This is a genomic window from Haloimpatiens massiliensis (assembly GCF_900184255.1).
Lineage (GTDB): Bacteria > Bacillota > Clostridia > Clostridiales > Clostridiaceae > Haloimpatiens > Haloimpatiens massiliensis.
Map to the genome: position 1 here is coordinate 77,699 of NZ_LT854639.1, position 16,536 is coordinate 94,234.

Consider the following 16,536-nt stretch of genomic DNA (forward strand, 5'->3'; position numbering starts at 1 on the left):
TACAAGGTATAAATTTATATATCATGGTGTAGTTTTGCGGCATAAGCGTTAATTAAATAAAGGAGTGAAGGTAAAAATGGGTAAAGAAGTATGCGCTATTTGGATATTAGACGAAACAACTAATAAAAAATTAGAAGAACTTAGAAAAGTTTTAGAAACATTTAGTATCGAATATAATCCTCTCTATGGACATATTACCTTTGCAAGTTTTATGGATGTTGATGTGGATGAAATTTTGCAATATACTAAGAAATTTTCACAAGGGAAAAAATCATTTGATATTAATTGTTCAGCATTGGGATTTTTAACAACTAACTGTATAGCTTGCATACCTTCTACTTCAGGTAATTTGTTAAAATATTATGAGGAATATCATAAAGAATTTGATTCTTATTGTAATACGTGGACAAAGGCTGATACTGGGCTTTGGATGCCTCATATATCTCTTTATCACAGTGAAACGGAAGATTTGAGTCCTATTATTGGAGAAATGTCAAAAAAATTTATTCAGTTTAAAGGGAAGGTTGTTAGGATGGAGTTATCTGTTGTAAATGAAAATGATTTTGATATAGTATATTCTCACAATTTAGAATAGCAATATATAATAAAAGTAATATTAGTATTTTACAAATTTTTAAAAATTATTTTTGTGAAAAATATTAAAAAGTATGTTACAATATAAATAATCAGAAAATTCTAAAACAAATTGAAATTTGAAAGTTTTTATAATGCGATATTCATTTTCATATTTTAAATATAGTAGGGAAAATTATAAAATAAACAAAATTTTTAATTTTAAATGCGTATAAGATTAAATGAAAATTATTATAGAAAAATAAGAAAATGATAAAATAAGGGGGTATTTGAATGGTAACACGTGCTATAGAAATCGCTTTAAGAGCTCATGAAAATAAAAAGAGAATTGGTACAGATATACCTTATGCAGTACATCCTATAGAAGTGGGTGTAATTCTTTCAAGAAATAAAATGGATGAAGATACAATAATAGCAGGAATAATACATGATGCGGTGGAGCAGGAGTATTTATCACTAGAAGAAGTGGAAGGGATATTTGGATCTAAGGTTAAGAGAATAGTGGAAAAGGTATATATAGCAGATAAATATCAGGAAGGAGAAGACTATGTAGCTAGAAAGAAACGTACTCTAGATTACTTAAGAGAACAGGCTTCTCCAGAGTTTAAATTCGTAACTTGCGCAGATAGATTGAGTAATGTTAAGATGATGCAGGATGAATACAAGGTAATAGGCGATAAAGTTTGGGACAGATATAAAGAAGGATATGAAAAAAGAAAATGGTATTATCAAAGCTTGGTGGTAAGTTTAACTCAAATTTCTAGTTATGATATGTATAAGGAGTTTGTTAAAAGAATAGAGGAGCTTTTTGGACCTGTTTCAGCTTCCGTATTTATAAATGATGATCTTAAAACTATAGAAAATAGATTTGATATGGACGTAGCAGAACAATCCACATGGCTTAAAGAACATATGATAGGATTTTTAGGGCAGATTATAGAGGAATTTGAAATAGAAAAGGATCCGAATATAAAAAAAGATTTAAGAGAAGTTATGATAAAAACTTTAGATATGTATAATAAGCAAAATAACAATGAGGAAATTGATATTTCTCACGATGATTGGGTTAATTGCATTAAGATATTCTATATACTAAGAAGATTCTTTAAATTCAATAATGTTTGGATAAGAGAGCATATAGGTATAAATTATCTTGCATGGTATAAGTTATATGATACAGAGTTTAAATTAAAAATAAAATAAGGGTGTAGTAAAGATTGTAATTTGAGCCTTTTAGCTTAAAGCTAAAAGACTTAAATTACAATTTTTTTATTTGGTGGAATATCATATAATGATTAACCCACAAAAAAGTATAATTTAAGTAATGTAATGCTTTTTGTGATTTAATCATATAATGCAAATTACATTTTAAGTGTAAAAAAGGTTATATAGGCATATTTAAATATTGAAAGGGGATGATTCTATGGCAGCTATGGAGAACAAAGTAGGAAGTTCCATAATTTTAAGAAAAGTGGTATCAACTACTTTAGAGGGAAAAGAAGTTTGTAAAACTCAAAGGTTTTCTAAAGTAAAAATTACAGCTACAGCTCAGGATATATTTGATGTAGCTGAGGCAATGACAGGGATTATAGTATATCCAGTTAAGGAAATATTAAGAGAAGATACTAGCACAGTAATAAATGGATAATGTAAATATTTATATGATTAAGAATAAGGAGGAGTTTTAAATGGCTAGAGATTTAGTTATGTACTTTATAGATCAGGATAGAAAAAAAGTATCTTTAAGGTTAAAAGATGTAAAGGAAGATACGACACAGGAGAAGATAGAGGGATTAATGGATTTAATAATCCAAAAGAATATATTTAAATTGTCTGCTGGAGATCTTGTAATGAAGGATAGAGCAGAAATAATAAGCAGTACAGTTGAAGAAATTAAGTTTTAATTAGACAAAGAGAGGGGGCATTACCCCTCTCTTATTTGTGGAATAAATCATAGAATGCTATTTACAAAATGAAAATACGTGATATAATGATTAAGTAGATAGTAATGAAAATCATTATCAATAAATTATTTAATGAATATTATATAATAAGTAATAGGTACTCTGCAGTAAACAATTAGCGTTTTAATATAATGATTTAAAAAGTTAAATTAGCTTTTCTATATGTAAATTATGTTAAAATAATTTATTAGCACAAGAGAGTAAATTATAGTTGATTGAACAACTAACAATTAAAAAACTAAACACTAATCCTAAGAATGGATATTAAATTTTTAAAAAATTGGATAGGGGGAAATATTTTATGAAAAGTAAATTTTTAGATGAACTTTCTATAGGAGAACAGGGAAGTGTAGTTAGAATTTCAAAAGAAAGCTCAGTTAAAAGAAGGTTAATGGACATGGGAATACTTCCAGGAACGAAGCTTACAGTGGAAGGAAAAGCTCCTATGGGAGATCCTATAGAGATAAAATTAAGAGGGTATAAGCTTACTTTAAGAAAATCAGAAGCCAGTGATATTTTAGTAGAAATTACAGCTTAGAAAAACTTATTAAGGGTTGTGTGATTATCATTTTAATATCATTTTAATTTCATGGGAGTTGGATTCATAGAGTCGCTATATATTATATAAATTAAAGTTAAGAGAAGAAAGGGTGAATCATATGAAAGGAATGCCTTTAACTTTTGCTAATATAGGACAAAACCTAACTATTACAGATATAAACGGTGGAGAATGTATGTGTAAAAAGCTTAAGGAAATGGGTTTTGTGAACGGAAGCAAAATAAAAGTTATGAGAAATGATGTAGGACCTATAATTGTAAAAATAGGCGATGGAAGAATTATAATAGGCAGAAGTATGGCTACCAAAATAATGGTGGCAGCAGGGTAGGAAATTTATTAAATTTTATTTATTAGAATAAAGAAAAAGAATATTTTTTTTGACATAACATTGAGAATGAATATCAATGTTAATTTCAAGCTTCATTTTAATGTGAATGAAAATGTTCATCTAGAATAATGAACTAAATTTATTATAGATAAGGGGTGTGATTTACTTGAATAAGGAAATAGTAGTGGCGTTAGCTGGAAATCCTAACTGCGGAAAGACTAGCCTTTTCAATGCTCTTACAGGAGCAAGACAACACGTGGGTAATTGGCCGGGTGTAACAGTAGAAAAGAAGGAAGGAAAACTTAAAAGAGAAAATGAAATACTTAATATTGTAGATTTACCAGGGACATATAGCCTTGGGGCCTATTCAGAAGATGAAGTGGTGGCTCGTAACTTTATATTGGATGGAGATGCAGATGTAATAATAAATGTAGTAGATGCCACTAATGTAGAGAGAAATCTATATTTAACCACTCAAATATTAGAAATAAATCCTAATGTAGTAGTGGCTTTAAATATGATGGATGAAGCGGAAAATAAGGACATAAAAATAGATATAAATAAGATATCTAAGAAATTAGGAGTACCAATAGTTCCAATAGTTGCAACAAAAAAAGAAGGTATAGATAAACTTATAGAAGAGGTTATTAAACTAAGTAAGAATAAGAAAAAACAAGGCTTTAAGATAGACTATGGAAAGGATATGGAAAATCAAATATTGCAGGTGCAAAATGAAATTTCAGCTTGTGTAGAGGAAAATTCTTATCCTTTAAATTGGATGGCTATAAAGTTATTTGAGAATGACAATAAAATAGTAGAACTTATAAAATCAAAATCCTGCGGAGATAAAATATTAAAAAAGGTTGAAAATGGAGTGGACATTGTAACCAAAGCCGCTGGATATGAACCAGAAGCACTTATAATAGATAAAAAGTATGAATTTATTGGAAATGTAACAGAGGGTGCCATTTTAAGGAAAGATGAAAATAAAGATACAATAACAGATAAGATAGACAAGGTTGTAACTAATAAGTGGCTTGGAATACCTATATTTGCAGTAATTATGTTCTTTGTTTATCAAATTACTATGAAATTTGGTAATGATTTATTGGGAGGATATGTAGAAACTGCATTTGAAGCTTTATCAGAATGGGCAAGTACCTTAGTGCCAGATAATATGTTTGGAAGATTTATAGTTGAAGGAGTCATAGGAGGATTAGGGTCTATTTTCCCATTTGTACCACTCATATTAGTAATGTATTTACTAATTTCCTTACTAGAAGATGTAGGATATATGGCCAGAGCGGCTTATGTTATGGATAGATTTATGACTTCCATAGGACTTCATGGAAAAACAGCTGTATCTATGATAATAGGTTCAGGTTGCAACATAGCAGGAATAATGTCTACAAGAACTTTAGAAAGCAAGAAAGATAGAATGGTTGCCATACTTATAAATCCTTTTGTATCTTGTAGTGCTAGACTTCCAGTATATGCACTATTTGCTGGGGCTTTCTTTGGTGATACTAATGTAGGACCTTTTTCAGGGGCAGGTATAGTAATATTTTCATTATATGCATTGGGAATTATAGTAGCTATAGTAGCAGGAAAATTTTTAAGCAGCACTTTATTTAAGGGTGAAAATTCATACTTTGTAATGGAACTACCTCCATATAGAATTCCTACAGCAAAGAGTATACTTACTCATATGTGGGAAAAGGCATCAGCTTTTGTTAAAAAGGCAGGAACAATAATATTTGGAGTGGTAATATTAGTATTCTTCTTAAGTAACTTCCCATTGGGTGTAGAGCCTGCAAGTGCAGAAAGCATACTTGGAAGAATAGGTGGATTTGTAGCGCCTATATTCAAACCAGCAGGTTTTGGCACATGGCAAGCAGGAGTTTCTCTAGTAACAGGCATATTGGCAAAAGAAACTGTAGTTACTACCTTAGGAGGTATATACGCTGGAGGAGATGAAGGTGTTAAGCTAGCTATGGCATTAAAAGAAGTATTTACTCCACTATCTGCTTATGCATTCATGGTTATGAATCTTCTATACACACCATGCGCTGCAGCCTTAGGTGCAGTAAAAAAGGAAACTAATTCTGTAAAATGGACTATTTTCTCAGCAGTGTACAGCTTTGTCATAGCTTGGGTATTTGCAGTAGTTATATTCCAAGTGGGAACATTAATGGGACTTTAATTTTAGTCCCTAATCCCCAGGCTTCAGTACTCAATTACTAGTTATAGGCTCCTAATTTTTAGCTTTTAATTTCTAAGGGTTAATTTTAATCTGTAAATTTATTGTTACGAGCTATTATGCAAGTCATGTAGGATAAATTTAATAATTAAACCATATTGTGACTTTTATGGTTCAACCATGACAATAGTTTTTGTTAGTGCTGATTTTGTGTAAGTAATGGTATGAAGAAAAGAGATTGTAGAGTAGGCTTGAATTTTATATGCAAAAGCTGGTTAATAAAATATAGAAATATATAATTGGGTAATAGAGAATACAGAATTAAGTGGGAGGCGATTTGGGTGTTGATGAAATTACTAAAGATAATAGGAAATAAGGGATTTTATTCTAAAAGTGCTATAGCTAGAGAGCTGGGTATAACGGAAAGTTTTTTAGAGGAAATGGTAGAACAACTTCTGAGAATAGGATATATAGAAAGAGTAAAAGAAGAGGCATGTGCTGGAGGATGCAAGGGCTGTGCAAAATCCTGCTGTTGCTCTTCTAATAATTCTAATGTAAATTTTATAAGGATAACAGAAAAAGGAAAACTACGTCTGTAATGTAATGATATGATTAACCCACAATAAGGTAGAATGTAATGGAATTATGAAATTTCTCCTCCATGACTTGCATAAGAGCTAGGAACAATAAATTCAAATAGTTCCTTCGCTTCTTATGCAACTCATTTCAGAGAAATTTCATAATTCAAGCAATGTAATACTTATTGTGGGATAATCATGATATTAGTTATTCACTAAAAAGTTCTCCGCACTTTAAGAATATGTAGTAAAAGCAGTGCATTGGAAATATACAAGGGCTATATATAAGAAATATTTTTACAGTGGACCTTCAATGGAGCTATAATGACCTTAATGGAAGGACATAGTGGACCGAAATTTGAAGAGAATCCTATTATGATAGAGATTAAATAGGATTATTTGAACTATTAGTGTTATATAAGAATAATACGGATGTTGAAATATGCACACTAAAGTATTACAATTAGTTCATAGCAAAAATTAAATAATGAATTAATAAGTTTTTGGTTTTCTTTTAGGAAATTAAAAGGGAATGTGGTGAGATACCACAGCAGCCCCCGCTACTGTAATAGTGGACGAATCTTATAGCCACTGGTTTTAAAACTGGGAAGGCAAGAGGAGAAAGAAACTAGAGCCAGGAGACCTGCCTTGAACTTCTGTAATAATCTTTCGGTGGGAAGGATTTCAGGAATATGATAGTAACATTTATGCACTATGATATCATTATTTAGAATAATTATATCTGTGCATTTAAGATATAAGATATTATCACAAAACTATTGTATACTGTAAAGACTTCACAAGAAGTCTTTTTTATTTTGCTATTTTTTAAAATTTGTACATGATAAATGATAAAGCTCAATATTAATATTTTTAAATAAGCCTTTTAAAGCCTATTAAGGTTTTTTATATAAAAGCAAGTTATAATATTGGTCAGAAAAAACTTACTCCCAACTTATTAAGTATAAATTGTAAAAGATTTAAAGTTTTCTTTTCCAACTACTGACCAATTACAGCATCTCTGTATTCATATATGGAGGTGCTTTTTTTTATAATCAATCCTATAATCCAATCCTCAGTTTATACTCCCAGCCCAAAGTCTCCAGCTGCTGCTGACGCAGTATGACGCAAAATAGACTAGTATACTGACTTGTTATTTATTTGAATGTGCCTAACCTTCATAATTATCTCATTAATTAAGTTCTAGGTTTAGATAAATATGAAATACTTTTTAGAGTATGTACAAAACAATATGTTAAGCATTCCATATTAGTATATGTTAAAAAAATTAAGTATATTTAAATAAAACAAAAATAATTTAAGCGTGATTTAAATAAAAAGAACGAGATTTCACGAGAGAATATTACCTTTTTATGTATTGTTGGTGTATGAAGGATTTGTGTTTTATGAATTTCTGAAATACAATTAGCAGGTATAGAAGTATTTAAATTTAAAGGGGGGAGACGGGGTGAGGGATAAAAAGTTTTTTATTAGAATGTTTTTTATAGTTTTAGGAACCTTTATATATGCGGTAGGGACTAACATATTTATTACACCACATAAACTTTTAAGTGGAGGGGTTGCAGGAATGTCCCTTATGGGTCAGTATATAACTAAAATACCTTCAGGATATTGGATATTTATAATAAATATACCTTTATTTATAATTGGATGTAGAAAAATAGATTTGGATTTTATATTGTATAGTGCTGTAGGTGCTGTATCCGTATCAGTTTTTTTAATTTTAACAAAGGATTTATCAAATTATGTAATTGTAAAAGATATAAATATAGCTACACTTTTTGGTTCTATAATTACAGGTTATGGACTGGGGCTAATATTTAAACATAGAGCGTCTTTAGGTGGTACAGACATAATTATGGTTATTATAAGAAAAAGTACTGGAGCAGACGTGTCGAAGTTATTTTTCTTAATAAATGGCATAACAGTGTTGCTAGGGGCTTTTGTTATAGGACTACAAAATACACTGTACACTTTAGTATTAATGTATGTAACTGGTGTAGTTATGGAAAAGGTAATGAAGGGTTTTGATAAACAAAATATAGTTATAATAGTTACGGAAAAAGCAAAGGAAGTGTCTGATGCCATAATGGAGGCCACAGGTAGAGGAACTACTTATCTATATGGGGAAGGTGGTTATACTGGCAACCAAAAGAAAATAATTTACTGTCTTATGACTAACAGTCAACTAAATAAGGTAAAAAAACTAACAGAATCTTTAGATTCATCAGCTCTTATATCCATATCACAAGCACAGGAAATAAAGGGCAAAGGATTTTTTACACCAGCAATATAGCACCTAGTAGCAAAAAAATGCACTTAGGTGCTTTTTTCTACAATTTCATACTTTACAACTTTAGCATGATAAAGTATAATAAAAAACATGAATCAAATTTTAAAATATTAATTATTACCGAAAGGGGATGGAAAGATGAAAAAAATAGTATTAGCATTAGTTGGAGTTTTATTAGTAAGTGCATTGTCAGGTTGTGGGGTGAAAAAAGATCATAGCAGCTCTAAAGAAAGCACTAAAGATAAGTTTGTAGTAGGATTGGATGACAGCTTTCCTCCTATGGGATTTAGAGATGAAAATGGTGAAATTGTTGGATTTGACATAGATTTAGCTAAAGAGGTGGCTAAGAGGACAGGCCTTTCAGTGGAGTTTAAGCCAGTGGATTGGGATGGAATACTTTTAAGCTTAAATAATAAAGACATTGATCTTATATGGAATGGACTTACTATAACTGAGGAGAGAAAAGAAAAGATAGGTTTTTCGGAAAGCTATTTAAAAAACAGACAGATAATTGTGGTGTCTAAGGACTCCAATATAAAAAGCAAAAAAGACTTAAATGGAAAAATAGTAGCAGTTCAAATGGGCAGCAGCAGTGATGAAGCTTTAAATAAGGAAGCGGATTTAGTTAAGGAAATAAAGGAAATAAAGAAATACTCAAACAACACAGAGGCTCTTATGGATTTGAAATATAATCGTGTAAATGCAGTAGTTATAGATGAAGTGGTGGCTAGATATTATATTAGCAAAAAGCCAGGGGTTTACAAAATATTAGAAGACAATTTTGGAGAAGAAGAATATGGTGTGGGCTATAGAAAAAATGATACAGAGTTTGGTGAAAAAATAGACAAGGCTCTAAAGCAGATAAAAGAAGATGGAACCATGGATAACATATATAAAAAATGGTTTGGAGAAGAGTAGAAATTTCTCCTCCATGACTTGCATAAGAGCTTGGAACAATAAATTTAATTTAAGAAATTCTAATCTTTTAGCCATATAAAATTATCTAACGCTCACATTCAGCGTCCTGCCTCAGGTTCACTAGCCTGGCGTCCTTGCCAGGCTTACGATAATTTTATCTGTCTAAAAGAAGAATTTCTAAAATTAAATTTAAATAGTTCCTTCGCTTCTTATAAAAGTCATTACAGAGAAATTTCATAATTTAAGTAATGTAATGATTTTTGTAGAATAATCATGATATTGAAAGGAATGTAATTTTTAATGGATAAGATGATAATTTATATATTAAAGGGCAGCATTGTTACTTTAAAGTTATATGTATTAACTATAGTTTTATCAATTCCACTAGGTACTATAATAGCCCTGGCAAAAACTTTTAAGCCTTTTGAAAAGATACTAGGAATTTACACATGGATTTTTAGGGGGACACCTTTACTATTGCAACTATTCTTTTTATACTATGGACTTCCAGTGCTGGGTATAAAGCTTACGGAGTTTTCAGCAGCTTTAATTACTTTTATACTAAATTATTCAGCTTATTTTGCAGAAATAATAAGAGGAGGTGTCATGTCCATAGACCAAGGTCAATATGAAGGAGCTAAGGTTTTAGGCATGAATTACATGCAAACTATGAGGAGAATAATACTTCCTCAGGCATTTTTAAGAATTATACCTTCTATTTGCAATGAAGCTATAAATTTAGTAAAGGATACTGCTCTAGTAACGGTAATAGGTATGGGAGAAATCCTCAGAAACTCTAAGGAAATAGTAACTAGAGAATTTACTATAGTACCTTTTTTTATAGCTGCAATTATTTACTTAGGTATAAGCTCGCTGATTGTAATATTCTTTAGAAGGCTAGAGAAAAATAATAAATTAGCTACTTCTAAATAAAGTATTTAGTTACTGAATTTTCGTATATAAATTTCAAGTTCTACATTAGGTGAATAAAGGTTTTTAATTTGAAATTTAGAATGCAAAATGAAGGTTGGAGCTGTTGCAAGGAAAAATAGATTTGTGGAGAGTGTTATAAATGAATGCTATAAATTTAGTTAATGTAAGTAAAAGCTTCGGAGATTTAAGTGTATTAAAGGGTATAAATTTAAATGTAAAATCCGGAGAAGTAGTAAGTATAATAGGACCATCAGGCAGTGGTAAAAGTACTTTGTTAAGGTCAATAATAAAACTTGAAGAAATAGATGAAGGTATAATAGAAATTAAGGAAAAAGCAATAGTTAATATAAAGCAGGGGAAAAAGGAAAAAGTCGAAAAAGATGTATTAAATAAGTATGTTAAAAGTATTGGTATGGTGTTTCAAAACTTTAACTTATTTCCTCATAAAACGGTAATGGAAAATATCATGGAGGCTCCACGGGTGGTACAAAAGATATCAAGGGAAGAAGGGGAGAAAAAAGGCGAAGAACTTCTTTCCATGGTGGGACTTTTAGAGAAAAAGCATTCGTATCCTTGTGAGCTTTCAGGGGGACAGAAGCAAAGAGTTGCTATAGCAAGAGCTCTTGCTATGAATCCAGATATACTTTTATTTGATGAGCCTACATCAGCTTTGGATCCGGAGCTTGTTAGAGAAGTTCTGCAGGTTATAAATAAACTTGCTAAGGAAAGTGGTAAAACTATGGTTATAGTAACTCATGAAATAGCCTTTGCTTTAGAAATAAGTAACAGAATGGTATTTATGGACAAGGGAGAAATATTAGAGGATTCAACTCCTGAGAAAATGAGAAATACAGTGAATAAAAGAATAAAGGGATTTTTTGAAAGAAAATAATCATTGTTTTTAAAATATAGTCTCTTATCATAGCCTTCTGAATATCAATGTGTAGAGTGTGGAGTTTTTATTTTATAACTGCGAAAGTTCAGTTAGTAACTTTTCCAGGGAAATATTTTGTTGCAACATGTACTTTATTATAATTTTGTTGAGAAGGTTTGTAGATAAAAGTAAGTTGAAAATATAGAATTAGATAATTACATACTATTTCCAAGGAAATAATGTAAAAATAAATATAAATTTACAAAATATTATGGGAAATTTGATATTTTGTAAAAAGAAAATTTTATAAAACATATATGGTAAAGTTTTTAATAATTTTGTAACCTTTTTAATACTATTTTGTAACTCAAAAAAATTTATTTTGAGTATAATATTAAATAGGTAATCAAATTTGCTACACCAATTAGGAAAGATAATGTAGAACGAATTTAATGTTCGATACACTATCTCCCTTTTCCCGAATGTTTTCCAGAAGCACCCCAAAGCTTCTGGAAATTTTTTTGCATTTTTTGCTTTTATTGAATTTTATATTTTAGTGTATTAAAATTGTATTAACATATAAATAATATAAATGAGGAAAATCTACAGAATGATTTAAAAAGTGTATAAGTTATGTACTAATACCTATGTGCATGCTTGTGCACTAGATACTAGGAATAAGGTATAGTTAATTGTAATGTTTAGACAATGATACCGAAATAAAATATCAAAAAACTATAAATAAAAATTTTTCAGGTTTAGGGGTTGAAAGAGTATTATTAGTGTATTAAAGTTATTGTGAGGAAGGTGAATTTTGGTGAAAAGAATAGATAAAATATACAATTATATAAAAGAAAAGTCACAAAACACTTCCCTGGATGAGCTTAAAGAAATAGGTGGATTTAGTGCTCAAGAAGTAGGGGAGCAGCTAGATATACTTAGAAACAACGCTAGTAAAGAATTAAATGAACTTTGTAGAATGGGTAAACTTATTAAAATAAAAGGCAGACCCGTATTATATTTTCATAGAAAAAGTATTGAAAGTTTGATACAGAAAAGAATCCCTGAAGAGCTTTTAGAAGTGGATAATATAAATGAAATTTTGGGAAAAAGCCAAGATAAAGAACAAAAATCTCCTTTTCACTATCTTATAGGAGCTGAAAGTAGTCTTAAAAATCAAATAGAACAGGCAAAGGCAGCCATACTATATCCGCCTAATGGCTTGCACACATTGATAGTAGGTCAAACGGGAGTTGGAAAAACTCTATTTGCAAATATGATGTATAACTATGCCAGATACATAAATAAATTGCCAAAGGATGCGCCTTTTGTAGTTTTCAATTGTGCAGACTATTATAATAATCCTCAGCTTTTATTATCCCATGTATTTGGATATATTAAAGGAGCTTTTACTGGAGCGGATACAGAAAAACAGGGCTTGGTGGAAAAGGCTAATGGTGGGATGTTATTTTTGGATGAAATTCATAGATTGCCCCCAGAGGGACAGGAAATGTTATTTTATTTCATGGATACAGGAACTTATAATAAATTGGGTGAAACAGAAAGAAAAAGAAGAGCAAATGTATTCATAATAGGGGCTACTACAGAAGACCCTACTTCAGCACTTTTAAAAACATTTACAAGAAGGATACCTATCACTATTACCATTCCTAACTTTGACGAAAGGCCTATGGAAGATAAGGTGGACATAATAAAACACCTGTTATCCAACGAAGCCCACAGAGTAAATAAACCTATTAAAATCACTTCTGAAGCAGTGAAGGCATTGATAGGAAGTACTTCTTATGGAAATATAGGTCAGCTTAAATCTAATATTCAGCTTATATGTGCCAAAGGTTTTTTAAATAGCATAAATACAGATAACTATATAAAAATAGATTTTAAAACTTTGCCTAATAATATGAAAAACGGACTTATTTCCATGGGTGCCAGGAGAGAAGCTTCAGAGGAACTATGGAGAATTATGCCTTCAGATATGGTAATAAAACCACAAGGATATAAGGAACTTATAGAAGAAGATCCTTATGAACCTCCATTTAATCTTTATAAAATAATAGAAGATAAAGCAGCTATTTTAAAAGAAGAAGGCATGGATGATGAAAATATAAATAAATTTATAACTACAGATATAAATGTACATATTAAATGTTTTTATGATAAATTTAAAAATGACGGAAAAAATAGAGAGAGAATATTAAAGATAGTGGATGATGATATATTAAAATTCTCAGAAGAAGTGCAAAAGCTTGCAGAGGAAAGACTAAATAAAAAATTTAATGATAGATTTTTATATGCTTTAAGTCTTCATTTAAGCGCATTTTTTAATAGAATAAATAAAAAAACAGAGCTTAAATATACCAATGTAGAAAGTATAATAAAAGATAATCCTATGGAGTACAAGGTTGCGGTAGAAGTCAAGAGCATGATAGAAGAAAGATATAAAATAAAAGTTCCAAAGGTGGAGGTTATATACCTAACTCTGCTTTTAAATTCAATTCAGGACACCGGAAATACTGGTAGAGTGGGAGTTATAGTGGCAGCTCACGGTAGCAGCACTGCTAGTAGCATGGTAGGGGTAGTTCAAAAACTTTTAGAAGAGAAGAATGTAGAGGCCATAGATATGCCTCTAGAAATAAGCCCTAAAGAAATTCTAGAGGAAATGACTCAAAAGGTAAAGGAAATAGATAGAGGAAAAGGAGTTCTAATACTGGTAGACATGGGTTCACTTACGGGATTTGGAAGTATTATATCTGAAAAAACAGGCATAAAAACTAAAACCATAGATATGGTATCTACTCCTATAGTTTTAGAGGCAGTTAGAAAATCTAACATATTTGATATGGATTTAGAAAGTGTATACAATTCCTTAAAAGATTTTAAAGGATACACTAATAAAATTCAAGAAAAGTTTAAACCTGGTGAGGGAGTAATTGTAACTTTGTGTACCACAGGAGAAGGAGCTGCATTGAAGCTTAAAAAGTTAGTAGAGGATATTGTAGTAAGCATATCAGAAAAACCAGTGAATATAATACCAATTGGAATTAAAAACATGAAAGATGATTTAGAAAAAATATCTGAAGAACAACCTATTTTGGCTACAGTAGGAGCAGTAAATCCAGAAATAGAAGCTCCTTTTATATCATTAGAATCACTAATAAATGGAGACGGAGAAAAAGTAATTAGAAATATAATAAGGGGTAATAAACAAGAAAATGAAACTGAAAAAGAGCAAAATGTTGTGGTTAGAGAGCTATGTGAAGATAGTTTAAAACAGTTTTTAACATACTTAAACCCAGAAAAAATAATAAGTGTATTAATAAAATTTGTAAGTGTATTAGAAAAAGTCATGGAAAAAGAGTTTTCAAACTCCATGAAAATAAGAATAATTTTGCATGTTGCTTGTGCACTAGAGAGAATGGTTATAAAAGATGGCTTAGAGTATAAATATGATAAAGAAAAATTGGATAAAGATAAACTTACAAAAGTAAAATCTGCTTGTGTTATATTTAAAGAAAATATAAATTTAGAACTGACAGAAGATGAAATTTATTATATAGTGGAAATGTTTATGTAGGGCACATTCAAATAAATAATAAGTCAGTATGCTAGTCTATTTTGCGTCATACTGCGTCAGCAGTTTCCACCGATAGTCTTACTAGCGGCGGAAACTGCTTCCTTGTCTGACACAAAATATACCAGCATCTTTGACTTGTTATTTCTTTTCATGTACCTAAGGGTTTTAATTTAAAATTTAGAATGTAAAATAGGAATTTGTAGAGTAGGTAAGAGGTAAAAAGTAAGAAGTAAGAAGTAAGAGGTAATAGGTAGTGCAGTATTAAAGTGAAATGTAATGTGATTAAAGGAAGTAATAAGTGTATTAAAAATGAAAACAGTGTATCAAAATTTTAATTAAAGTATTAAAATTAAAAAAATAAGACGTCTTTATGTAAGTTTTTCAAAAGGTTTACTAAGGACGTTTTTTTGATACACTTTTTTGGCATAGACTTTGCTATATATATGTACAAGAAAGAATTAATATGGAGTAAAGGGTTAAACAAAGCATAAATTTAAAAAAGTAAGCAAAAATAAATTTAAAAGACAATAAAATTTAAATATTAGACAAACTAAGAGATAAATAAAGTTGAAATGTAAGTATAAAAGTATATAAAGCAATTTATAATTTATCTATAAAAATAATATGTAAAAAGTAGAAGGTAGGTTAATATAAAGGAGGAAAAATAATGACAGCCATAATAATAGGAACACATGGTAATTTTTCTGAGGAACTACTTAAGTCATCAGAAATGATTTTTGGAAAGCAAGAAAATGTAGGATATGTAACTTTTAAGCCAGGCGAAGGTTCAGAAGATCTTATTAATAAGTATAATGAGCTTTTAAATACCTTAGATACTAAGGATGGAGTACTTTTCATGGTAGATCTTTTTGGAGGAAGTCCATTTAATGCAGCTAGTAGAATCGCATTAGGAAAAGAAAATATGGACATAATAACAGGTGTAAATTTACCAATGCTTTTAGAAGTTTATGGTTCAAGAAGTTTTTCAAATTTACAAGAACTAGTTAATGTAGCTAAAAATAGTGGAATGGAAAGTATAAAAATTTTTAAAGAAGTAATGAATTCACAAGAGGAGGACGATCTATAATGAACATTGTATTAGCAAGAATAGATGATAGATTAATTCATGGACAGGTGGCAACTATATGGACAAAAGAAACTAGATGCTCAAGAATAATAGTTTGTAATGATGATGTGGCAAACGATGAAATAAGAAAAACTTTATTAACACAAGTGGCGCCTCCAGGAATAAAGGCACACGTAGTAGATTTAGCAAAAGCAGTTAGAGTTTATAAAAATTCTAAGTATGAAAATGACAGAGTTATGTTTCTTTTCACAAATCCATCAGATGTTTTAACTCTAGTAGAAAATGGAGTAGATATTAAAAGTGTAAACATAGGTGGAATGTCTTTTAAAGAAGGAAAAAAACAAATAACAGGAGCAGTTTCTGTAAATGATAAAGATATAGAAGCATTTAAAAAGCTTAACGAAAAAGGAATAGAACTTGAAATAAGAAAGGTATCTACAGATTCAAAAGTAGACATAATGCCATTAATACAAAAGCTTTAGTTAGCTGTATAAGTATTCCTATAAAAAAGTATAACTTCATAATATGCCCTACATATTATGAAGTTATACCAAAAAAAGAAATGATTTCAATCATTTACTCTAAAATAAAT

General features: G+C 30.0%; 15 protein-coding genes and 1 riboswitch. All 15 genes read left to right on the forward strand.

Features of this window, described 5'->3' with window-relative positions; genetic code table 11:
- Positions 1 to 76: 76 nt before the first annotated feature.
- The 15 genes from C1715_RS05925 to C1715_RS05995 all read left to right on the forward strand — a co-directional run bounded on the left by C1715_RS05925 (position 77) and on the right by C1715_RS05995 (position 16,426).
- Positions 77 to 595, forward strand: coding sequence for a hypothetical protein (locus tag C1715_RS05925; RefSeq protein ID WP_102399665.1), 519 nt, complete (start codon positions 77 to 79; stop codon positions 593 to 595).
- A gap of 272 nt (positions 596 to 867) precedes the next feature.
- On the forward strand, positions 868 to 1,797 hold the full coding sequence (locus tag C1715_RS05930) for an HD domain-containing protein (RefSeq protein ID WP_102399666.1): 930 nt from the start codon (positions 868 to 870) through the stop codon (positions 1,795 to 1,797).
- A gap of 220 nt (positions 1,798 to 2,017) precedes the next feature.
- The gene (locus C1715_RS05935; RefSeq protein WP_102399667.1) at positions 2,018 to 2,242 is read left to right on the forward strand and encodes a DUF1659 domain-containing protein; all 225 of its coding nucleotides are present in this window, start codon (positions 2,018 to 2,020) and stop codon (positions 2,240 to 2,242) included.
- Positions 2,243 to 2,282: 40 nt separating this feature from the next.
- Entirely contained in the window at positions 2,283 to 2,498 is a 216-nt protein-coding gene (locus tag C1715_RS05940) for a DUF2922 domain-containing protein (RefSeq protein ID WP_102399668.1), read from the forward strand.
- Positions 2,499 to 2,859: 361 nt separating this feature from the next.
- The gene (locus tag C1715_RS05945; protein WP_102399669.1) at positions 2,860 to 3,096 is read left to right on the forward strand and encodes a FeoA family protein; all 237 of its coding nucleotides are present in this window, start codon (positions 2,860 to 2,862) and stop codon (positions 3,094 to 3,096) included.
- Between the two features lie 121 nt (positions 3,097 to 3,217).
- A complete protein-coding gene (locus C1715_RS05950) occupies positions 3,218 to 3,445 on the forward strand; it encodes a FeoA family protein (protein WP_035294951.1) in 228 nt (75 codons plus the stop codon).
- 166 nt (positions 3,446 to 3,611) lie between these two features.
- Entirely contained in the window at positions 3,612 to 5,648 is a 2,037-nt protein-coding gene (gene feoB / locus C1715_RS05955) for a ferrous iron transport protein B (RefSeq protein ID WP_102399670.1), read from the forward strand.
- A 344-nt stretch (positions 5,649 to 5,992) separates the two neighbouring features.
- A complete protein-coding gene (locus C1715_RS05960) occupies positions 5,993 to 6,244 on the forward strand; it encodes a FeoC-like transcriptional regulator (protein ID WP_242971924.1) in 252 nt (83 codons plus the stop codon).
- A 466-nt stretch (positions 6,245 to 6,710) separates the two neighbouring features.
- Positions 6,711 to 6,888: riboswitch (cobalamin riboswitch) on the forward strand.
- A gap of 803 nt (positions 6,889 to 7,691) precedes the next feature.
- Complete coding sequence (locus C1715_RS05965) at positions 7,692 to 8,540, forward strand: YitT family protein (protein ID WP_102399672.1); 849 nt, start codon at positions 7,692 to 7,694, stop codon at positions 8,538 to 8,540.
- Positions 8,541 to 8,675: 135 nt separating this feature from the next.
- A complete protein-coding gene (locus C1715_RS05970; protein WP_102399673.1) occupies positions 8,676 to 9,455 on the forward strand; it encodes an amino acid ABC transporter substrate-binding protein in 780 nt (259 codons plus the stop codon).
- A gap of 300 nt (positions 9,456 to 9,755) precedes the next feature.
- Positions 9,756 to 10,388 carry an amino acid ABC transporter permease gene (locus C1715_RS05975; RefSeq protein WP_180964007.1) on the forward strand — a complete coding sequence of 211 codons (633 nt, stop codon included), beginning with the start codon at positions 9,756 to 9,758 and terminating at the stop codon, positions 10,386 to 10,388.
- A gap of 139 nt (positions 10,389 to 10,527) precedes the next feature.
- Positions 10,528 to 11,280 carry an amino acid ABC transporter ATP-binding protein gene (locus C1715_RS05980; RefSeq protein WP_102399674.1) on the forward strand — a complete coding sequence of 251 codons (753 nt, stop codon included), beginning with the start codon at positions 10,528 to 10,530 and terminating at the stop codon, positions 11,278 to 11,280.
- A gap of 799 nt (positions 11,281 to 12,079) precedes the next feature.
- Positions 12,080 to 14,857: a sigma-54-dependent transcriptional regulator gene (locus tag C1715_RS05985; protein ID WP_102399997.1), complete on the forward strand. Its 2,778-nt coding sequence runs from the start codon at positions 12,080 to 12,082 to the stop codon at positions 14,855 to 14,857.
- 667 nt (positions 14,858 to 15,524) lie between these two features.
- Positions 15,525 to 15,944, forward strand: a complete 420-nt coding sequence (locus tag C1715_RS05990; RefSeq protein ID WP_102399675.1) for a mannose/fructose/sorbose PTS transporter subunit IIA — start codon at positions 15,525 to 15,527, stop codon at positions 15,942 to 15,944.
- Complete coding sequence (locus tag C1715_RS05995; protein WP_102399676.1) at positions 15,944 to 16,426, forward strand: mannose/fructose/sorbose PTS transporter subunit IIB; 483 nt, start codon at positions 15,944 to 15,946, stop codon at positions 16,424 to 16,426. Before C1715_RS05990 ends, C1715_RS05995 begins: the two co-directional genes overlap by 1 nt.
- Positions 16,427 to 16,536 lie beyond the last annotated feature (110 nt).

Coding starts and splice junctions, on each gene's coding strand:
- C1715_RS05940 (WP_102399668.1), top strand. CDS start 2,283: ATGGCTAGAGATTTAGTTATGTACTTTATAGATCAGGATAGAAAAAAA.
- C1715_RS05950 (WP_035294951.1), top strand. CDS start 3,218: ATGAAAGGAATGCCTTTAACTTTTGCTAATATAGGACAAAACCTAACT.
- C1715_RS05930 (WP_102399666.1), top strand. CDS start 868: ATGGTAACACGTGCTATAGAAATCGCTTTAAGAGCTCATGAAAATAAA.
- C1715_RS05990 (WP_102399675.1), top strand. CDS start 15,525: ATGACAGCCATAATAATAGGAACACATGGTAATTTTTCTGAGGAACTA.
- C1715_RS05970 (WP_102399673.1), top strand. CDS start 8,676: ATGAAAAAAATAGTATTAGCATTAGTTGGAGTTTTATTAGTAAGTGCA.
- C1715_RS05975 (WP_180964007.1), top strand. CDS start 9,756: ATGGATAAGATGATAATTTATATATTAAAGGGCAGCATTGTTACTTTA.
- C1715_RS05925 (WP_102399665.1), top strand. CDS start 77: ATGGGTAAAGAAGTATGCGCTATTTGGATATTAGACGAAACAACTAAT.
- C1715_RS05960 (WP_242971924.1), top strand. CDS start 5,993: ATGAAATTACTAAAGATAATAGGAAATAAGGGATTTTATTCTAAAAGT.
- C1715_RS05980 (WP_102399674.1), top strand. CDS start 10,528: ATGAATGCTATAAATTTAGTTAATGTAAGTAAAAGCTTCGGAGATTTA.
- C1715_RS05935 (WP_102399667.1), top strand. CDS start 2,018: ATGGCAGCTATGGAGAACAAAGTAGGAAGTTCCATAATTTTAAGAAAA.
- C1715_RS05945 (WP_102399669.1), top strand. CDS start 2,860: ATGAAAAGTAAATTTTTAGATGAACTTTCTATAGGAGAACAGGGAAGT.
- C1715_RS05995 (WP_102399676.1), top strand. CDS start 15,944: ATGAACATTGTATTAGCAAGAATAGATGATAGATTAATTCATGGACAG.